Below are 16,863 nucleotides of genomic sequence, written 5' to 3'. Positions count from 1 at the left end.
GCGTCAACCCCGCGCGGTCAGCAGCGCCCGCAGATGCGCGTCGAACGCTTCGGCGCTCAGGAATCCCACCACCCGGTATTCGCGACGCTCCCGCCCATCCGGGCCGAAAAACAGGATGGCCGGCGGGCCGATAATGCCGAATTTTTTCATCAGAGTTTGATCGTCGTCATCATTGGCGGTCACGTCGGCCCGCAGCGTCACCATCCCGGCCAGCGCCGTCCGCACTGTGGGATCGGCGAAGGTTTCGCGCTCCAGTTCCTTGCAGCTCACGCACCAGTCGGCGTAGAAATCCAGCAGCACCGGCCGCCCGGCCGCCCGTAGCAGCGCCTGATCGACATCGACCGAAGTCTTGACCGGGCGGAACAGCGGGCTTTGCGCCTCGGTGGCCGCCTGCGCGACAAACCCGACCCCACGCAGCGGTTGCCAGGGATCGCGACCGCCGGCGGCGACGCCGATCAGCAGCAGCACGCCGTAAATCAGCAGCACCATGCCCAATCCCTTGACCAGCGTGCGCCAGGCCGGAGCGCCGTGCGTCACCGCTTGCAAGGCGCCCATGTAGGTGGCGGTGACGATGAACAGCGTCGCCCACAGCACCATGATGGCCGCGGCCGGCAGAATCCGCTCCAGCAACCACAGCGCCACCGCCAGCAACAGCACGCCGAACACCGTCTTGATCCGCTCCATCCAGTGACCGGCGCGCGGCAGCCAATGTCCGGTGGAGGCACCAATCACCAGCAACGGTACCCCCATGCCCAGGCTCAGCGCGAACAGCGCCGCCGCGCCCAGCGCCAGATCGCCGGTCACGGCGATGAAGGTCAGCGCGCCGATCAACGGCGGCGCCACGCAGGGTCCGACGATCAGCGCCGACAGGAAGCCCATGACCGCCACCCCGGCGAGCTGGCCGCCGCGCTGGCGGTTGCTCAGCTCCGCCAAGCGGTGTTGCAGGTAGGCGGGCAACTGCAAGTCGTACAGGCCGAACATGGACAGCGCCAGCAGTACGAACATGCCGCTGAACACGGCGATGACCCACGGATTCTGGAACCACGCCTGGATGTTCTGCCCCAGCAGTGCCGCCAGTACCCCGGCCACGGTGTAGGTCAGCGCCATCGCCAGCACGTAAACCAGCGACAGCAGGATCGCCCGCCGGCGGGTCAGCTTCGCGCCTTGCCCGGCGATCAGGCTGGACAGAATCGGCACCATCGGAAACACGCAGGGGGTAAACGCCAGCAACAGGCCGAAGCCGAAGAAGGCGGGAATCGCCAGAAACCGCTGCTCGCCCAGCAAACGCGCCAACCGGTCCTGCTCCGGCTCCGGCGCGTTGAGGGCGGGAACCGGCGTTGCCCGCCTCTCCGAAACTCGCTCTCCAGCCGGGGCCGGCGGAGTGGACACGGGCTGGTCGGCGGTCAGCGCCAGCGAGCTCAGCGCCGGCAAGGCGACAACCACGGTCTGGCTCAGCGGCGGATAGCAGACCCCGACTTCGGCGCAACCCTGGTAGTCGGCCTTGACCCGCACGGTTTGCGAGCCACCCGGTTCGCGCCGCAGGTGGGCAACCAGCACCGCTTCGTGGTGAAACACCTCTTGGCGACCGAAATACGGGTCTTCCTTGGGCTCGCCGGCTGGGATATCGGCACGGGCGATGGTCGTTTCCCCGCCATCCATCAGAGTGAGCTTGAACTTGTCGCGATAGAGGTAGTAGCCAGGCGCGATAATCCAGCGTGCTTCCAGGGTGACGGGATCGCTGGCGCCGATGGTCAGTTGGAACGCCTGATCGGCGTCGAGAATCCGCTCCTGCGAAGCACCGCCGAAACGGTCGAACAGCCCGGCGGTGACCGGACCGACCAGCAGCGCCAGCAACAATACCAGCCAGGACCTGGCCCATCGGCGATGCCTCATGCCGATGCTTCCGTGTTGGCCGCGATCCAGTCCAGATACGCCGACGATCCCATCCGAACCGGCAAGGCGATCACTTCCGGCACATCGTAAGGATGCAGCTCGCGGATGCGAGCCTCCAGTAGCGAATAGACCGCGCCCTGGGTTTTGAGCAGTAGCAGCAGTTCGGTATCTCGTTGCACTTGTTCCCGCCAACGATAGACCGACGTCAGGCCCGGCAAAATATTGACGCAGGCAGCCAGCCGCTCCTCGACCACGGTCGCGGCGATGCGCTCGGCACTGGCTTGATCCGGGCAGCTGCAAAAAACCACCAGCGGTTGGCTGTCCATGACGGCTCCTGTTCGAAAAAGCTGAAGGTGAGAAAACTCGCCGCAAGGGCGGTTCGGACCCGCATTGCTCCGGTGAGCCTAACGATAGACTCCGGTCACGGCAATTTTCTTCCCACCGCGCTCTTGAAATTTCCCTACGCCGCCCCACTTCAGCGACAAGCCCTTGACAGGGTGTTTTCGCTGACTATGATTAGCACTCATTCAAGTCGAGTGCTAACAAAGCAGCGTTAGCCTCAAGTCACCGAACCTTAAATCCCCAGGAGATTTCATCGATGAACATTCGTCCGCTGCACGATCGGGTGCTGATCAAGCGTGTTGAAGAGGAAACCAAGAGTCCGGGCGGCATCGTCCTGCCGGGCAGCGCCGCCGAGAAGCCCTCGCGCGGCACGGTGATGGCGGTGGGCCGCGGCAAGATGCTGGAAAATGGCGACGTGCGGCCGCTGGACGTCAAGGCCGGCGACCTGGTCCTGTTCGGCAAGTATTCGGGCAGTGAAGTGAAGGTGGACGGCGAAGATCTGATCGTCATGCGCGAAGACGAAATCATGGCGATCATCGAGAAGTAAGCGTCTCCCTTCCCGAATTTCCGCATTCGAATATCTCAAACCGGTTTCAGAGGAATTAGAAAATGGCTGCAAAAGAAGTCAAGTTCGGTGATGACGCCCGCTCGCGCATGGTGCGCGGCATCAATGTGCTGGCCAACGCCGTCAAGGTCACCCTGGGTCCCAAGGGCCGCAACGTGCTGCTGGACAAGTCCTTCGGCGCCCCCACCGTCACCAAGGATGGTGTGTCGGTCGCCAAGGAAATCGAACTGGAAGACAAATTCGAGAACATGGGCGCGCAGATGGTGAAAGAGGTCGCGTCCAAGACCTCCGACGTGGCTGGCGACGGCACCACCACCGCCACCGTGCTGGCCCAGGCCATTGTCCGTGAAGGCATGAAGGCGATCGCCGCCGGCATGAACCCGATGGATCTCAAGCGTGGTATCGACAAGGCGGTAGCCGCCACGGTCGAAGAGCTGAAGAAGCTGTCCAAGCCCTGCACCGACGACAAAGCCATCGCTCAGGTGGGCACCATTTCCGCCAACTCCGACGATGCCATTGGCCAGATCATCGCCAACGCCATGAAGAAAGTCGGCAAGGAAGGCGTCATTACCGTCGAGGAAGGCAAGAGCCTGGACAACGAACTGGATGTCGTGGAAGGCATGCAGTTTGATCGCGGCTATATCTCGCCCTATTTCATCAATAACCAGCAGAGCATGAACGCGGAGCTGGAAACCCCGTACATCCTGCTGTACGACAAGAAGGTTTCCAACGTCCGTGACCTGCTGCCGTTGCTGGAAGGCGTGGCCAAGGCCAGCAAGCCGCTGCTGATTGTCGCCGAGGATGTGGAAGGCGAAGCACTGGCGACTTTGGTGGTCAACACCATTCGTGGCATCGTCAAGGTCGCGGCCGTCAAGGCGCCTGGCTTCGGCGACCGCCGCAAGGCCATGCTGCAGGATATCGCCATTCTGACCGGTGGCCAGGTCATCTCCGAAGAAGTCGGGCTGACTCTGGAGAAAGCCACCCTGTCCGATCTGGGCACGGCCCGCAAGATCGTGGTCGGCAAGGAAAACACCACCATCATCGACGGCGCCGGCAAGACCGACGAGATCCAGAGCCGGGTCGAGCAGATTCGCCGCCAGATCGAGGAAGCCACTTCCGATTACGACAAGGAGAAGTTGCAGGAGCGGGTGGCCAAGCTGGCCGGCGGCGTGGCGGTGATCAAGGTCGGCGCGGCCACCGAGATCGAGATGAAGGAAAAGAAGGCCCGCGTCGAAGACGCGCTGCACGCAACCCGCGCGGCTGTCGAGGAAGGCGTGGTGGCTGGCGGCGGCGTCGCGCTGATTCGCGCCCTGCAGACGATCAAGGGACTGAAAGGCGACAATGCCGATCAGGATGTGGGCGTATCCATCGCGTTGCGCGCCATGGAAGAACCCGCGCGCCAGATCATCGGCAATGCCGGCGACGAGCCTTCCGTCATCATGGACAAGATCCTGCAGCAGTCCGGCAATTACGGCTATAACGCCGCAACCGGCGAATATGGCGACATGATCGAGATGGGCATTCTGGACCCGACCAAGGTGACCCGCTCGGCGTTGCAGAACGCGGCTTCCGTGGCGGCCCTGTTGATCACCACCGAGGCGATGATCGCCGAACTGCCGAAGAAGGACTCCGGCGGTGGCATGGGCGACATGGGCGGCATGGGCGGCATGGGCGGCATGGGCGGCATGGGCGGCATGGGCGGCATGATGTAAATCAGCGCCTCACGCGTCCGGCTGAAAAAAGCCCCGCTTCGGCGGGGCTTTTTTATGCGCGGACCGGCGGCGGGACGACCGTTACCTCTTATGGCCGAAATAGGCACGGAACAGGTCGAATTCCACATCGCAGCCCGCTTCGGCGAAGCCGGCGTCGCGGATAGCCTGGACGATGGTGTCCGGGGGGACGCAATGTTCGATGGTGTCCCAGTAATAACGCATTAAGGTTTGCATCTCCCGCTGGCCGGTGCTCAAGCGGCCAAGCAACGGAATCACCCGACCGAGATAGAACTTGAGCGCGGCGCGCTTGAGCGGCGCGGTGGGCCGGGCGATTTCCAGGATGAGGAGCACGCCGCCCGGCTTGAGCACGCGCTGAAATTCGCGAAAGGTGGCATTGAGATCGACGACGTGGCGCAGCGCATAGCCCATGCTGACGAAATCAAACTGCTCATCGGCGACCGGCAATTGCTCCATTTGCCCCTGCACCAGTGGAATATCCAGCAGGCGACGCACTTGCTCCAGCATCCCCGCGCTGACATCGAGTCCGACCACCGCCCGCCGGTCCTGGGTAATCGCCAACGCTTGCCGGGCCACCAGGCCAGTGCCGATGGCGACGTCGAGCACGCTCATGCCAGGCCGCAGGCCGGCGCGGGCCAGCGCGTGGCGGCGATACCAACTGCCCGATCCCCATGACAGCAAGCGGTTGACCCGATCGTAATAGCCGGCGGTACGGTCGAACAGCCCGCGCACGAAAGCGGGGCGCTGGGCCAAATCCGGATAGTACTCGGGCAGCACCGGATGCGGTTTCAACGGTTGGTCGGGTTTCACAAGGCATCGTCCTGGAGCGGATTTACGGGGTGGGGCTGACCGCCAGCCCTTCGATTTCGATCAGCAGATCCCGGCGGCAAATCTCGGCTTGCAGGAACAAGGTCGGCGGATCGGCGTCGAGCGCCTGGGCGATCCGCTGTCGCAATGCCGCCAAGTCGAGATCCGGTCGGCAGTAGACCTTCAGCAGCGCCGGGCACAACGGTTCCGGCGTCAAACGGTTGGCTTGGGCGAGCAGCGCTTGCAGATTGAGCAGCGTCTCGTCCAGTTGCGCCATCAGGTCGAAATGTTGGCTGGCGTGGCCGACGATGCTGGCCGTGCCGGAAAGATAGAGATGGTGGTATCGCTCTCCCCAGGCTTTCAGCACGGCGCGCGAGAACGAGGGACTGCGCGGCCCGTACTGGCGTGGGTAGTGAAAGGCGCTGGTTTGTCGCGGATTTTCAATCTGGATTCCCGCTGTCCGGCCGGCCAGCGCGTACAATCGCAATCCAGGCTGGTCGGTGCCGATGGCGCAAGCGGCCGGCAGGTGCGTCTCGAATTCCGTCAGTTCCGCCACCAGCGCCTGATGCCGGCCAGCACAAAACGCGCGATAGCGTTCCAGGCCACTGCATTCCCGGTTGATGGCGGGAAAATAATTCCAGACCCGCAGCAGGTATGGGTAGCCCAGTTCGCGCGCCGCCGCGAACAAGCGCCGGTAGAGCATGGCGGTCAGGGGCTGCAAGGCGTCGGGAGCGTACTCGTCCAGGTGGCACTGGAGAAAAAGCACGGTATCGTTGCCGGCGTGGCTGACACCGTGGGTGACCCCGGTGCGCACCGGCTCCGCGCTGAGCCAGACCTCGGCGGTCGAGCTTCCGCCCAGTTCGGACAGGGGGATGACGCCGGATCGCGGATCGATCATGGGGGCGGCCGGCTCCCGAAACCGGATCAGCGCCAGCAATCGCTCGCCGTCCAACAAGTGGGCGACTTGAGTTTCGTCGCGATAGACGACCTGGAAAGGAAACATGCGCGTCGTCTTGCAAGCGCTACAAATATAAGAGGTTATCGCTGCTCATCAATGCGAGAGACCGTGTTGGGTTCGAGCCGTTCGGGTTTTGGGAAAGAAGTTTTTTGGGTAAGCCATGGTATAGTTTATGCTCGAATTCACAAGCTTCGATAGCGCCGTTGCGCCCACATCCCCCATCTTGACGAGGTCACCCATGGATGTTCTCTCGCCGTTCGAGTTGGAGGTGGCTCGGCTGTTGGTCGAGACCCTGCACCTGGAAGATATCCGTCCGGAGGAAATCGCTCCCGAAGAACCGCTGTTCGGCGAAGGGCTCGGCCTGGACTCCATCGACGCTCTGGAACTGGCGCTGGCGATTTCGAAAACTTATGGCTTTCAATTGCGTTCCGACGACAAGGAAAACCAGCGTGTGTTCGCCTCGCTGCGTGCCCTGAGCGCGCATATCGCGCAATGCCGCGCCCGTTAAGAATCGATCGCCGCGAGGAACGCTGTTTCCGCACCCGTCGGTCCGGACCGATGGGCAAGTAAAATCATCCGGTTGTTGCTGATCTGATCGGTAGCGATGAGTCGATTTGCGTGGAGTACCGCCTGGGTCATGAGCGCGTTTGGCCTGACCCTGGCCTTGGTGGACGCCAGTCCGGGCCGAACCTGGTTGCTGACCGGGCTGGCGGGATTCTACATCGTGCTGCTGGCGGTCGGCGCGTTGGTGCCGTGCCTGGATTTCTACCTGCGGGCGGTGTGCCGCGGTTCGGCTGAGCAACCCTGGGTGGCCTTGACCTTCGACGATGGCCCCGATCCCGCCATCACTCCACTGCTGCTCGAACTGCTGCGACGCGAACGAATCCGCGCCGTGTTTTTCTACGTGGGCGAGGCGGCCCGACAATATCCGGCCCTGGTGGCGCAAGCCGCCGCCGACGGTCACCTGATTGGCAATCATTCCAACCGGCATGGCCATGATTGGGCGTTTTCATCCACCCAGCGGATCATCGCCGAATTCGAGGCGGCCAACCGCGCCTTCACCGAAATTCTGGGTTATGCCCCGCGCTTCGCGCGGACGCCGGTCGGGGCATCGTGCCCGGGTTTGGCCAAGGCACTGGCGCGTCTGCGCCTTGGCAACATTGCCTGGGACGTGCGGGGTCTGGAAGGGCTGTACCGCGACCCGACGCGCATCGCGACCCGTATCGTCCGCCGGGCACGCAACGGTTCGATCATTCTGTTGCATGAACTCTACTATGGCGTGTCGCGCTTCGATCCCCAGCAGGTGCTGGAGACCGCGCAACTGACGATCGACGGGCTGCGCGCGCGGGGCTTTTGCTTCGTTCGTCTGGATCGCTTGCTGGCACAGCCGGAGAGCGCGCCTTGGCCGGACGGCTGGGAGTCGTCGCCGGAAACCGGCGCGCTCCTGACCGAAAATGGCGCGAGGGAATCGATGATGGAGGAACGCGCCGCGCCCGTCGTGTCGAGAGCGGGTCGTGCATGAGCCGGCAGTGGGCACGGTTGCCGGAACGAGGCAATCCGCTGGCACTGCGACTGATTTGCTGGATCGCTCTGCATATCGGCCGATCCGTGGGAGGTGTTCTGCTCTATCCCATCACCCTGTATTTTCTGGCGACCGCCACGGCGGCGCGGCGTAGTTCCCGGCATTACCTGCGGCGGGCACTGGGTCGCGAGCCGGGCTGGCGGGCGTTGTTTCGCCACATCCACTGCTTCGCCGCCACCATTCTGGATCGGGTCTATTTCCTGACCGGGCGCCTGGAGCAGTTCGAGATCGAGATTTTCGGTGGCCAACGCATTCTGGATCAGGCGGCGTCCGGGCAGGGTTGCCTCCTGCTAGGATCGCACCTGGGCAGTTTCGACGCCTTGCGAGCGCTCGGCGTAAGCTTGCGCCACCTTCCGATCAAAATCTTGATGAACACCACGCACAATCGGGCCATGACCCAGTTGTTGGATGCCTTGAATCCGGCGCTGGCGCAAACCATCATCCCCATCGGTACGCCCGATACCCTGTTGAAAGTCCAGGAAAGCCTGGAGCAGGGCTATATGATCGGCGCATTGGGGGACCGGGTGGCGCGAGGCGAGAAAACGGTGCGTTGCCGCTTCTTCGGCCAGGAAACCGCCTTGCCGATCGGACCCATCCTGCTGGCGGCGCTCATGAACTGCCCGGTGATGCTGTGCTTCGGCCTGTATCGGGGTGGCAACCGCTACGACATCCATTTCGAACCGTTGGCCGAGCGCATCGTTCTGGACCGGCGCCAGCGGCGGGAGCAACTCGGCGTTTGGGTACAGCGCTATGCCGACCGACTGGAGCATTACGCGCGCCTCGCGCCCTATAACTGGTTCAATTTTTACGACTACTGGGAAGAGGACGGATCATGAAGCCGGCCGCGACACCGGCCCGGCGCTTCGTCCGCCAACGCGGCATGGGTTGGGACGGCCTGACCACCCTGCTACTGTCCAACCTGCTGCTGCTGGCAACCCTGGGCCTGAGCGGGCTGTGGTGGCTGCATCGAGTCTGGCGTGTCGCCCGCGATACCCCGTGCACCCCCGCAGGCACCGGCGGCGATTGGGTGGTGGTGCTGGGCGCGCGCCTGCAAGGCGACCAGGTAGCTCCCGGTTATGCCCGCCGGCTGCACCGCGCCGCCGCCTTGTACCGGGCCGATCCCCGGCGACGTATCCTGCTGGTCGGCGGCCGCACCGGCGGTCGCGTCAGCGAAGCGGAACGCGGCCGGGAATGGCTCCTTGAACTCGGCATTCCCGCCTCCCGCCTGGCGATCGAGGATCAATCCCTGAACACGCTCGACAACCTGCGCCACGCCCGGCAACTGCTGGTCGATCTGCGCGAACGCCCCTTCGTGCTGGTGACCAGCCGCTACCACCTGGCCCGCGGTCAGGTACTGGCGCGCGGTCTGGGTCTGCAAGCGGTGTTGTGCGCCGCCGAGGAGCGCCTGCGCCGCGATCCCTGGACTTTCTGGCGCTTGGCGCTGGAGACGTACTACCTGCATTGGTACGCGGTGGGCAAGACCTGGTCGCGCTGGACCGGCAACCGCCACAGTCTGGCCCGGATTACCTGATGCATTCCGAAACCCCGTTGATCGACAAGAGCCAAATTCAAACACTGATTCCGCATGCCGGCGCCATGTGCCTGCTGGAGACAGTGACCGCCTGGGACGAGCAATCCATCACCTGCCTGACCCAAACGCATCGCGATCCCGTCAATCCCCTGCGGCGACAGGGTCGGCTACCGGCCGTGATGGCCTTCGAGTACGGCGGCCAGGCGGCGGCGATTCACGGTGGCCTGCGCGCCCGCGCGGTCGGCCAGACGGCGACGCCCGGCTATCTGGCCGCGCTGCGCGACGCCCGCTGGTTCGTCGCCGACCTGGATGGCATCGCCGAACCCCTGGAAGTCGCCGCCCACCTGTTGCTGGGCGACGGGGCTCATTGCCTCTATGCGATTCAGGTCAGCGCCGCCGGCCGCTTGCTGGCGGAAACCCGCATCACCATCGTGCCGCAAGCGACGGCTGGAATGGCGTCATGAAGCGCTGGGCATGGTTATGGTTACTGTGGTGGCCGCTGGGGCTATCGGCCGCCGATGAGGCCTTGGATCAGGTCATGCGGGCGCTGGCGGCGGTACCGACGGTGAAAGCGGTCTTTCGCGAGGAAAAAACGCTCGCCATCTTGCAGGAACCCTTGGTGAGCAGCGGGGTGTTGACCTACCGCGCGCCGGCCTATCTACGCAAGCAGACCTTGCGGCCACAGCCGGAGGAATACGAGGCCGACGAGCATTGGCTAACGGTGGAAACGCCGACCGACGGCCGCCGGCAATTCGATCTGAACGGTTACCCGCAACTGCGTCCCTTTGTCGAAGCGATTCGCGCCACCCAGGCCGGTGACCGGGCAACGCTGGAGCGCCACTATCGGCTGGATTTCCAGGGAACGCCCGCTGAATGGAGCCTGCGCCTTACTCCGCGCGAGCCGGGATTCGCCCGATATCTGACCGCCATCGTCATCCGGGGCCGCGCGGCCTGGATCGACAGCGTGGAGACGCTGGAAGCCGACGGCGACCGTAGCCTGATGACGGTGAGTCCACGGTGAATTCCCTTCCTTCCGGGGGTGTTCCCGCAAGCGAAAAGAAGAACCGACACCGCGGGTGGATTCCGCTGGTCTGGCTGCTGGCCGCGCTAGGCTGCGGCTGGATCGTGGCGACCACCCCAGTGACCGCCGACCTGACCGTCTTCGTGCCCCGCGCCGATCCGGTCGCGGATTTGTTGCTGGAACAATTGCGCAGCGGCCCGACCACCCGCCTGATTCTGGTCGGTCTGGCCGGCGACTCCGAAGCGGCGCGCGCCACCGCCAGTCGCCGGCTGGCTGAAAATTTAAGAGATAACAAGTTGTTCGCGCGGGTCGCCAACGGCGCGGACGCGCTGCCCGAGACGGAATTGCAAGCATTGTTCGCCCACCGCTACCGGCTCAGCCCGACCGTCGCGCCGGAACGCTTCACCGCCGAGGGTTTGCGCGCCGCGCTGGAGCAGCGGTTGCGGGAATTGCAATCGCCGCTGGCGGTGCTTCAGAAACGCTGGTTGCCGGGGGACCCGACCGGCGAATTGCTCACCCTGCTGCGGGTGTGGCGGGGAGGGGTCGGCGAGCCGGCCAAACGGCTGGGAGTGTGGTTCTCGCCCGACGGCGCGCGCGCGCTGTTGCTGGCCGAAACCCGTGCCTCCGGCTACGACCTGGCCGGCCAGCGCGAGGCGGTGGCGGCGATTCGCGCCGGCTTCGCCGCCGCCGGCGTCGGAACCGGCGTGACTGTCACCATGAGCGGTCCCGGCGTGCTGGCGACGCTGGCCGAGGACCAGATCAGCGCCGAGGCGGAACTGCGCAGCACGCTGGCCATGGCGGCGATGGTCCTGATCCTGATTGGGGTCTACCGGTCGCCGCGCACGGTCTGGGCCGGCGCGCTGCCGATGCTGGCCGCCCTGCTGGCCGGCGCGGCGGCGGTGGATCTGCTCTTCGGCAAGATGTACATGATCACGCTCGCGTTCAGCGTGACCCTGCTGGGCGAAACGCTGGATTATCCCACCTACCTGTTCAGCCACCGGCGTGCCGGAGAAACCGTCGAAGAGACCCAGCGCCAGTTGTGGCCAACCCTGCGGCTGTGCGCGGCGACCACCCTGCTCGGCTGCCTGGCGATGATTACCCCGGATTTTCCCGGCCTGAGTCAGTTGGGCGTGTTCACCATCGCCGGTATTGCCGCCGCCGTGGCGACCGCGCGCTGGCTGTTGCCGGCCCTGCTGCCACCGGACTGGGCACCGCCGCGTCCCGGCGAGGTCGGCGCCTGGGCGGACTGGCTGCTCGAACCACGGCCGAAACTGGCGCTGGCATTCGGCGCCCTGGGTCTGCTGTTACTGGCGGCTTTGATCATCCGGGCGCCGCCGCTGTGGGAGGACAATATCGCCGCGCTCAGCCCGGTGCCGCGCCAGTTGCTGCAATTGGATCAGGAATTGCGCGCCGCCCTGGGTGCCCCGGAGGTCGGCCGCCTGATCGTCATCACCGCGCCCGACGCCGAAACGGCGTTGCGCCACGGCGAAAGGGTCGCCGCCTGGCTCGACGCCCGCCAGGCGGAAGGCGCGCTGGACGGCTACGACGGCCCCATGCGCTATCTGCCCAGCCAACAGACCCAGTGGCAACGGCAGGCCCAGCTACCGGCGCCGGAGACACTGGCAGCCCATCTGGCCACCGCCACGATGGAATTGCCGTTCAAGCCGGGCTTGTTTCAGCCTTTTCTCGACGCCGTCGCCGCCGCGCGCACCGCGCCGCCGTTGCGTCCCGAGGATCTGCGCGGCACCCTGCTGGGCGCGCGGGTCGATGCCCTGCTGTTGGCCGGCGCACGCGGTTGGACCGCGCTGTTGCCGCTGAGCGGGGTGCGGGACGCGCGCGCCTTGATTGCCGACCTGCCGCAAACCGCCGACAGCCAGGCGTATTACCTGGACCTGCGAGCCGAAACCAGCCGGCTGGTGGCGGATTTCCGCGATACCGCCCTGCTCCGGTTCGGCTGGGGCGCCGCGCTGATCGTGGCGGTGGTCTGGATCGGACTGCGGTCCTGGCGGGGTGTCGCCGCCGCGCTGCTGCCGGTGCTGCTGGCGCTGGTCGTGGTGGTGGCGGCGCTGCTGGCGTTGGGTGAACGGCTGTCGCTGTTCCATCTGGTGTCGCTACTGCTGGTATTGGGCATCGGTGTCGATTATGGTTTGTTCTTCAGCCGGCCCGGCACCGATCCGGCCGCGCGCCGCCGCACCCTGCACGCCCTGCTGGTGTGCTGCGGTTCGGCGCTGACCGTGTTTGCTCTATTGTCCACGTCCGCGCTGCCGGCGCTGCATGCCATCGGCCTGACGGTCAGTCTGGGCGTGGTGGCCAGTTTCGCCGCCGCCCTGGCGCTGGCGCGGCCGTTGCTAACCCGGATGAGTTGAAGTCGAACCATGGCCATCAAGCCGCTGGCGATTGCCGCCTATACCGTGACCAATGCCCTGGGGCGGGGCGTCGCCGCCGCGCTGACGGCGCTGCGCCGTGGGGAGAGCGGGCTGCGTCCCTGTGATTTCGAGGACGCCGCCCTGTCCACCTGGATTGGGCGGGTCGCCGGCCTGGAAGAGGCGCCGTTGGCGGGGGAATTCGCGCCGTTCGATTGCCGCAACAACCGCCTGGCGCGACTGGGGCTGGAGCAGGACCGCTTCGGCGCGGCGGTGCGCGCGGCCCGTGAACGCCATGGCGCCGACCGGATCGGCGTCTTCATCGGCACCAGCACCTCCGGCATCGGCGCCACCGAACACGCCTACCGCCAACGTGATCCCGCCACCGGCCGCCTGCCGGATCACTTCGATTACCAACATACCCATAATCTGTTTTCGGCGGCGGATTTCACCCGCCGCTGGCTGGCGCTGAGCGGCGTGGCGCTGGCGGTTTCCACCGCCTGCTCGTCCAGCGCCAAGGCCTTCGCCTCCGCTTATCGGCATCTACGGGCGGGGTTCTGCGACGCAGCCGTGGTGGGTGGGGTGGACAGCCTGTGTCTGACCACGCTATACGGCTTCAACGCCCTGGAGTTGGCCTCTTCCCAGCGCTGCCGGCCGTGGGACGCCGACCGCGACGGTCTCAACCTCGGCGAGGCGGCCGGATTCGCGCTGCTGGAATGGGCCGAACCGGACGACGCGCGCCCCCTGCTGCTGGGTTATGGGGAAAGCAGCGACGCCCACCACATGAGCGCCGCCCATCCCGAGGGCGCCGGCGCGGCCCTGGCCATGCAACAGGCGCTGGCGCGGGCGGAACTCCGTCCCGAGCAGGTGGATTACATCAACCTGCACGGCACCGCCACGCCGTCGAACGACGCCGCCGAGGACCGGGCGGTACTGCGAATATTCGGCCCGGATACGCCGTGCAGTTCCACCAAGGGCTGGACCGGACATACTCTGGGCGCGGCCGGCATCACCGAAGCGGTTTTCGTCTGGCTATGCCTGGAGCACGGGCTGATTCCCGGAACGCTCAACACCCGCCGGATCGATCCGAATCTGGGCGCGGGCGTCGTGCTGGACAATCGGGAACAACCGCTGCGCGTGGCGCTTAGCAACTCCTTCGGTTTCGGCGGCACCAATTGCAGCCTGTTGTTCGGACGGAGGGTCGCGTGAATACACTTCAGGTGGAAGGCGTGGGCCTGATGGCGCCGGGGCTGGCGGGCTGGCCGAATGGTCGGGCGGTGCTGGCCGGCGAGCGGCCGTATGCCGCCGAGCCGATGCCCGCCGCCAGCGCCGCGCTGCTGCCGGCCAACGAACGGCGCCGCACCACCGCCACCGTCAAACTGGCGCTGCACGTTACCCAGGAAGCGGCCCTGCAAGCGGACATCGATCCAGGCATCTTGCCAACGGTGCTGGCCTCCTCGGGCGGAGACAGCGAGGTGGTGGACAGGATCTGCGCGGCACTGACCCTGCCCGAACGGCCGGTCTCGCCGACTCACTTCCATCACTCGGTGCACAATACACCCGCCGGTTACTGGTCGATCGCCACCCGCTGCACCGCGGCCTCGCTCAGCCTCTCCGCCTACGACGACAGCTTTGCCGCTGGTCTGATGGAGGCGGCGGCACTGGCCTGGACGGATCGGACACGGGTGCTACTGGTCGCCTACGATCTGCCGCCGCCGTTTCCGCTGTCGGAACGCCGGGTGATCGTCGCCCCGTTCGCCGTGGCGCTGGTGCTGAATCCGGCGCCGACCGAGCGGCGACTGGCGACACTGCGGCTGGCACGGCGCGCGGACCGGCCGGCAAGCCGCTTGGACGATCCTCAACTCGAAACCTTGCGGCTGGGCAATCCGGCCGCTCGGAGTCTGCCGCTGCTGCGGGCCATCGCCCGCTCGACCGCCAGCCGGGTGACTGTATCCACCGGCGCAAGCGGATGGCTGGAACTGGAGATCGAACCATGAAACGGGCGCTAGTGACCGGCGGCAGCGGCGATCTCGGTCGGGCCATCTGCCAGCGCCTCGGGCGCGACAGCCTGCACGTCATCGTCCATGCCCGCCGGCATCCCGAACGGGCGGCGGCGGTGGTCGATGCCATTCGAGCGACGGGCGGTTCGGCGGAGGCGGTCGCCTTCGACGTCGCCGATGAGGATCAGACTCGCCAGGCACTGATGCGACTGCTGCAAGCCGGGCCGATTCAGGTGCTGGTCAACAACGCCGGCGTTCACGCCGACGCACCGATGGCCGGCATGTCGAGCATGCAGTGGCGGCAGCCGATCGAGGTGTGCCTGCACGGCTTCTTCAACGTGACCCAACCGCTGCTGCTGCCGATGCTCGGCACGCGCTGGGGTCGCATCGTCAACATCTCCTCGCTGACCGGCGTCACCGGCAACCGTGGCCAGACCAACTACGCCGCCGCCAAGGCCGGGCTGCACGGGGCGACCCGGGCGCTGGCGCTGGAACTGGCCTCGCGCGGGATCACCGTCAACGCCATCGCGCCGGGCATCATCGACAGTCAGGTCGCCGAGGCGGCGTTCGACGCGGCGACCATCCGGCGGCTGGTGCCGATGCAACGGGCGGGAACGCCGGACGAAGTGGCCGCCCTGGCCGGTTTTCTGGCTTCCGAAGAGGCGGGCTATCTGACTGGGCAAATCATTGGCCTCAACGGCGGGATCGCCTGAGTGCCGATCATGCCGGTCGCCATCGTCATTCCCGCCTATAACGAAGCCACCACCATCACCGGCATCGTCCGCCGCGCCCGGCGGCAAGTGGAGACGGTGATCGTGGTGGATGACGGCTCCAGCGACGACACCGCGCCCCAAGCCGAAGCAGCGGGGGCACAATTGCTGCGCCAGCCGGCCAATCAAGGCAAGGGCGCGGCCTTGTGGCGCGGGATGGGGGAGGCGCTGGCGCAAGGCGCGGACGCGGTTATCACTCTGGACGCGGACGGTCAGCACTGTCCCGAGGATATTCCGAAACTGCTGGCCGCCGCCCGGTGCCAGCCTGACCGTCTAATCATCGCCGCCCGGCTGGAACGCCGCGAGCGCGCGCCCGGCTTGCGCCGCTTCGCCAACGGCATGGCCGATTTCTGGATTTCCTGGGCGGCTGGCTATCCGATCCGCGACACCCAATCCGGATTTCGGCTGTATCCGGCCGCATTCCTGCACGCCGCCGCCGCGCCTGGCAACGGACGGCGCGGTTTCGCCTTCGAGAGCGCGCTGCTGATTCAGGCCGCCCGGCTGGGCTGCTATCCGGCGACGGTGGCCATCGAGACGATCTATCACGCGCAGGGCCGTCCCAGCCATTATCGGCCGTGGCGCGACACCCTGCGCATCGTCGCCATGGTGGCGTGGGAACTGCTCGGACGCGGCCTGTATCCGACAGGTTTACTCCGGTCGCTGCGGCTACTACCCTTACCGGTATCCGATCATGAAGCTTTGCTTAAACAACAGGATACGGGGGGAAAGACATGATTTTTAGAGTGTTGGTCCCGCTGGTGGTCCTCTTGGCCCTGGTCTTGGTGGGCTGCCGCGGCAACCCGGTCTACGACGTCGCGAACATGCCGGTGACAACCAGCACCCGCGGCTATTCGCTGGGCGATGTGCGTGGCGCCATCCTGCGAGCGGGAGCGGCACAAGGCTGGCGGATGAAAATCGTCCGGCCTGGCCTGATCATCGGCACGCTCTACCTGCGCAGTCACATGGCGCAGGTCGAAATCCCCTATGACCGGGTGACCTACAGCATCCTGTACCGGGACAGCAACAACCTGGATTACGACGGCGTCAATATTCACAGTAACTACAACGCTTGGGTGCAGCGCCTGAGCGCCGAGATCAACGCCCAGCTTAGCGCCCTGTGACGCCGGGTGACGCTTCGCGTGGGTCGGGTTACGCCGTCCCACCCCGCGCAATCCCAAGCCAGGCTAATGCCGTACCGCTATACTCCGCGCGAGTTTTGCTTGCAATCGCGCCAGGCGACCGCAACACTCTCCAGGCAAGCGATCAATCCGCTTTGATTTCCCAACAGTGTTTATTCGAGG

Annotated in this window: 18 protein-coding genes; 14 read left to right on the top strand and 4 right to left on the bottom strand. The window is 65.7% G+C overall.

Features of this window, described 5'->3' with window-relative positions:
* Positions 1-3: 3 nt before the first annotated feature.
* Together dsbD and IPM89_14115 are read right to left on the bottom strand one after the other, a co-directional pair.
* Entirely contained in the window at positions 4-1,893 is a 1,890-nt protein-coding gene (gene dsbD / locus IPM89_14120; GenBank protein QQS53954.1) for a protein-disulfide reductase DsbD, read from the bottom strand.
* Positions 1,890-2,219 carry a divalent-cation tolerance protein CutA gene (locus IPM89_14115; GenBank protein ID QQS53953.1) on the bottom strand — a complete coding sequence of 110 codons (330 nt, stop codon included), beginning with the start codon at positions 2,217-2,219 and terminating at the stop codon, positions 1,890-1,892. Before IPM89_14115 ends, dsbD begins: the two co-directional genes overlap by 4 nt.
* 272 nt (positions 2,220-2,491) lie before the next feature.
* On the opposite strand from IPM89_14115, the gene IPM89_14110 reads away from it, so the two are divergent.
* Positions 2,492-2,782: a co-chaperone GroES gene (locus IPM89_14110; protein QQS53952.1), complete on the top strand. Its 291-nt coding sequence runs from the start codon at positions 2,492-2,494 to the stop codon at positions 2,780-2,782.
* Between the two features lie 62 nt (positions 2,783-2,844).
* Positions 2,845-4,512, top strand: a complete 1,668-nt coding sequence (gene groL, locus IPM89_14105; GenBank protein QQS53951.1) for a chaperonin GroEL — start codon at positions 2,845-2,847, stop codon at positions 4,510-4,512.
* A gap of 81 nt (positions 4,513-4,593) precedes the next feature.
* Here the strand turns inward: groL and IPM89_14100 are convergent, their stop codons facing one another.
* Together IPM89_14100 and IPM89_14095 are read right to left on the bottom strand one after the other, a co-directional pair.
* Positions 4,594-5,340, bottom strand: coding sequence for a class I SAM-dependent methyltransferase (locus tag IPM89_14100; protein ID QQS53950.1), 747 nt, complete (start codon positions 5,338-5,340; stop codon positions 4,594-4,596).
* Positions 5,341-5,362: 22 nt separating this feature from the next.
* Positions 5,363-6,340: a hypothetical protein gene (locus tag IPM89_14095; protein ID QQS53949.1), complete on the bottom strand. Its 978-nt coding sequence runs from the start codon at positions 6,338-6,340 to the stop codon at positions 5,363-5,365.
* A gap of 193 nt (positions 6,341-6,533) precedes the next feature.
* Between IPM89_14095 and IPM89_14090 the strand changes: the two genes are divergently transcribed.
* The 12 genes from IPM89_14090 to IPM89_14035 all read left to right on the top strand — a co-directional run bounded on the left by IPM89_14090 (position 6,534) and on the right by IPM89_14035 (position 16,683).
* Positions 6,534-6,803 carry an acyl carrier protein gene (locus IPM89_14090; GenBank protein ID QQS53948.1) on the top strand — a complete coding sequence of 90 codons (270 nt, stop codon included), beginning with the start codon at positions 6,534-6,536 and terminating at the stop codon, positions 6,801-6,803.
* A gap of 129 nt (positions 6,804-6,932) precedes the next feature.
* Positions 6,933-7,817 (top strand): polysaccharide deacetylase family protein, encoded by an 885-nt coding sequence (locus IPM89_14085; GenBank protein ID QQS53947.1) that lies wholly within the window; start codon positions 6,933-6,935, stop codon positions 7,815-7,817.
* Positions 7,814-8,713: a lipid A biosynthesis acyltransferase gene (locus IPM89_14080; protein QQS53946.1), complete on the top strand. Its 900-nt coding sequence runs from the start codon at positions 7,814-7,816 to the stop codon at positions 8,711-8,713. Before IPM89_14085 ends, IPM89_14080 begins: the two co-directional genes overlap by 4 nt.
* Positions 8,710-9,408 (top strand): YdcF family protein, encoded by a 699-nt coding sequence (locus IPM89_14075; protein QQS53945.1) that lies wholly within the window; start codon positions 8,710-8,712, stop codon positions 9,406-9,408. Before IPM89_14080 ends, IPM89_14075 begins: the two co-directional genes overlap by 4 nt.
* Positions 9,408-9,872, top strand: a complete 465-nt coding sequence (locus IPM89_14070; protein QQS53944.1) for a hypothetical protein — start codon at positions 9,408-9,410, stop codon at positions 9,870-9,872. The genes IPM89_14075 and IPM89_14070 overlap by 1 nt, the downstream gene beginning before the upstream one ends.
* Positions 9,869-10,429: an outer membrane lipoprotein carrier protein LolA gene (locus IPM89_14065; protein ID QQS53943.1), complete on the top strand. Its 561-nt coding sequence runs from the start codon at positions 9,869-9,871 to the stop codon at positions 10,427-10,429. Before IPM89_14070 ends, IPM89_14065 begins: the two co-directional genes overlap by 4 nt.
* Positions 10,426-12,795, top strand: a complete 2,370-nt coding sequence (locus tag IPM89_14060; protein ID QQS53942.1) for an MMPL family transporter — start codon at positions 10,426-10,428, stop codon at positions 12,793-12,795. The genes IPM89_14065 and IPM89_14060 overlap by 4 nt, the downstream gene beginning before the upstream one ends.
* Positions 12,796-12,810: 15 nt before the next feature.
* Positions 12,811-14,001 carry a beta-ketoacyl-[acyl-carrier-protein] synthase family protein gene (locus IPM89_14055; GenBank protein ID QQS55941.1) on the top strand — a complete coding sequence of 397 codons (1,191 nt, stop codon included), beginning with the start codon at positions 12,811-12,813 and terminating at the stop codon, positions 13,999-14,001.
* Positions 13,998-14,789 carry a beta-ketoacyl synthase chain length factor gene (locus tag IPM89_14050; protein QQS53941.1) on the top strand — a complete coding sequence of 264 codons (792 nt, stop codon included), beginning with the start codon at positions 13,998-14,000 and terminating at the stop codon, positions 14,787-14,789. The genes IPM89_14055 and IPM89_14050 overlap by 4 nt, the downstream gene beginning before the upstream one ends.
* A complete protein-coding gene (gene fabG / locus IPM89_14045) occupies positions 14,786-15,505 on the top strand; it encodes a 3-oxoacyl-ACP reductase FabG (protein QQS53940.1) in 720 nt (239 codons plus the stop codon). The genes IPM89_14050 and fabG overlap by 4 nt, the downstream gene beginning before the upstream one ends.
* Before the next feature lie 9 nt (positions 15,506-15,514).
* Complete coding sequence (locus IPM89_14040; GenBank protein ID QQS55940.1) at positions 15,515-16,297, top strand: glycosyltransferase family 2 protein; 783 nt, start codon at positions 15,515-15,517, stop codon at positions 16,295-16,297.
* Positions 16,294-16,683 (top strand): hypothetical protein, encoded by a 390-nt coding sequence (locus tag IPM89_14035; protein ID QQS53939.1) that lies wholly within the window; start codon positions 16,294-16,296, stop codon positions 16,681-16,683. The genes IPM89_14040 and IPM89_14035 overlap by 4 nt, the downstream gene beginning before the upstream one ends.
* The last annotated feature ends 180 nt before the right edge of the window (positions 16,684-16,863 follow it).

The organism is Candidatus Competibacteraceae bacterium, from assembly GCA_016699715.1.
Classification (GTDB): Bacteria; Pseudomonadota; Gammaproteobacteria; order Competibacterales; family Competibacteraceae; genus Competibacter.
The sequence above is the reverse complement of the archived record's forward strand: the minus strand, read 5'-3'. Positions and strand labels throughout refer to the sequence as shown.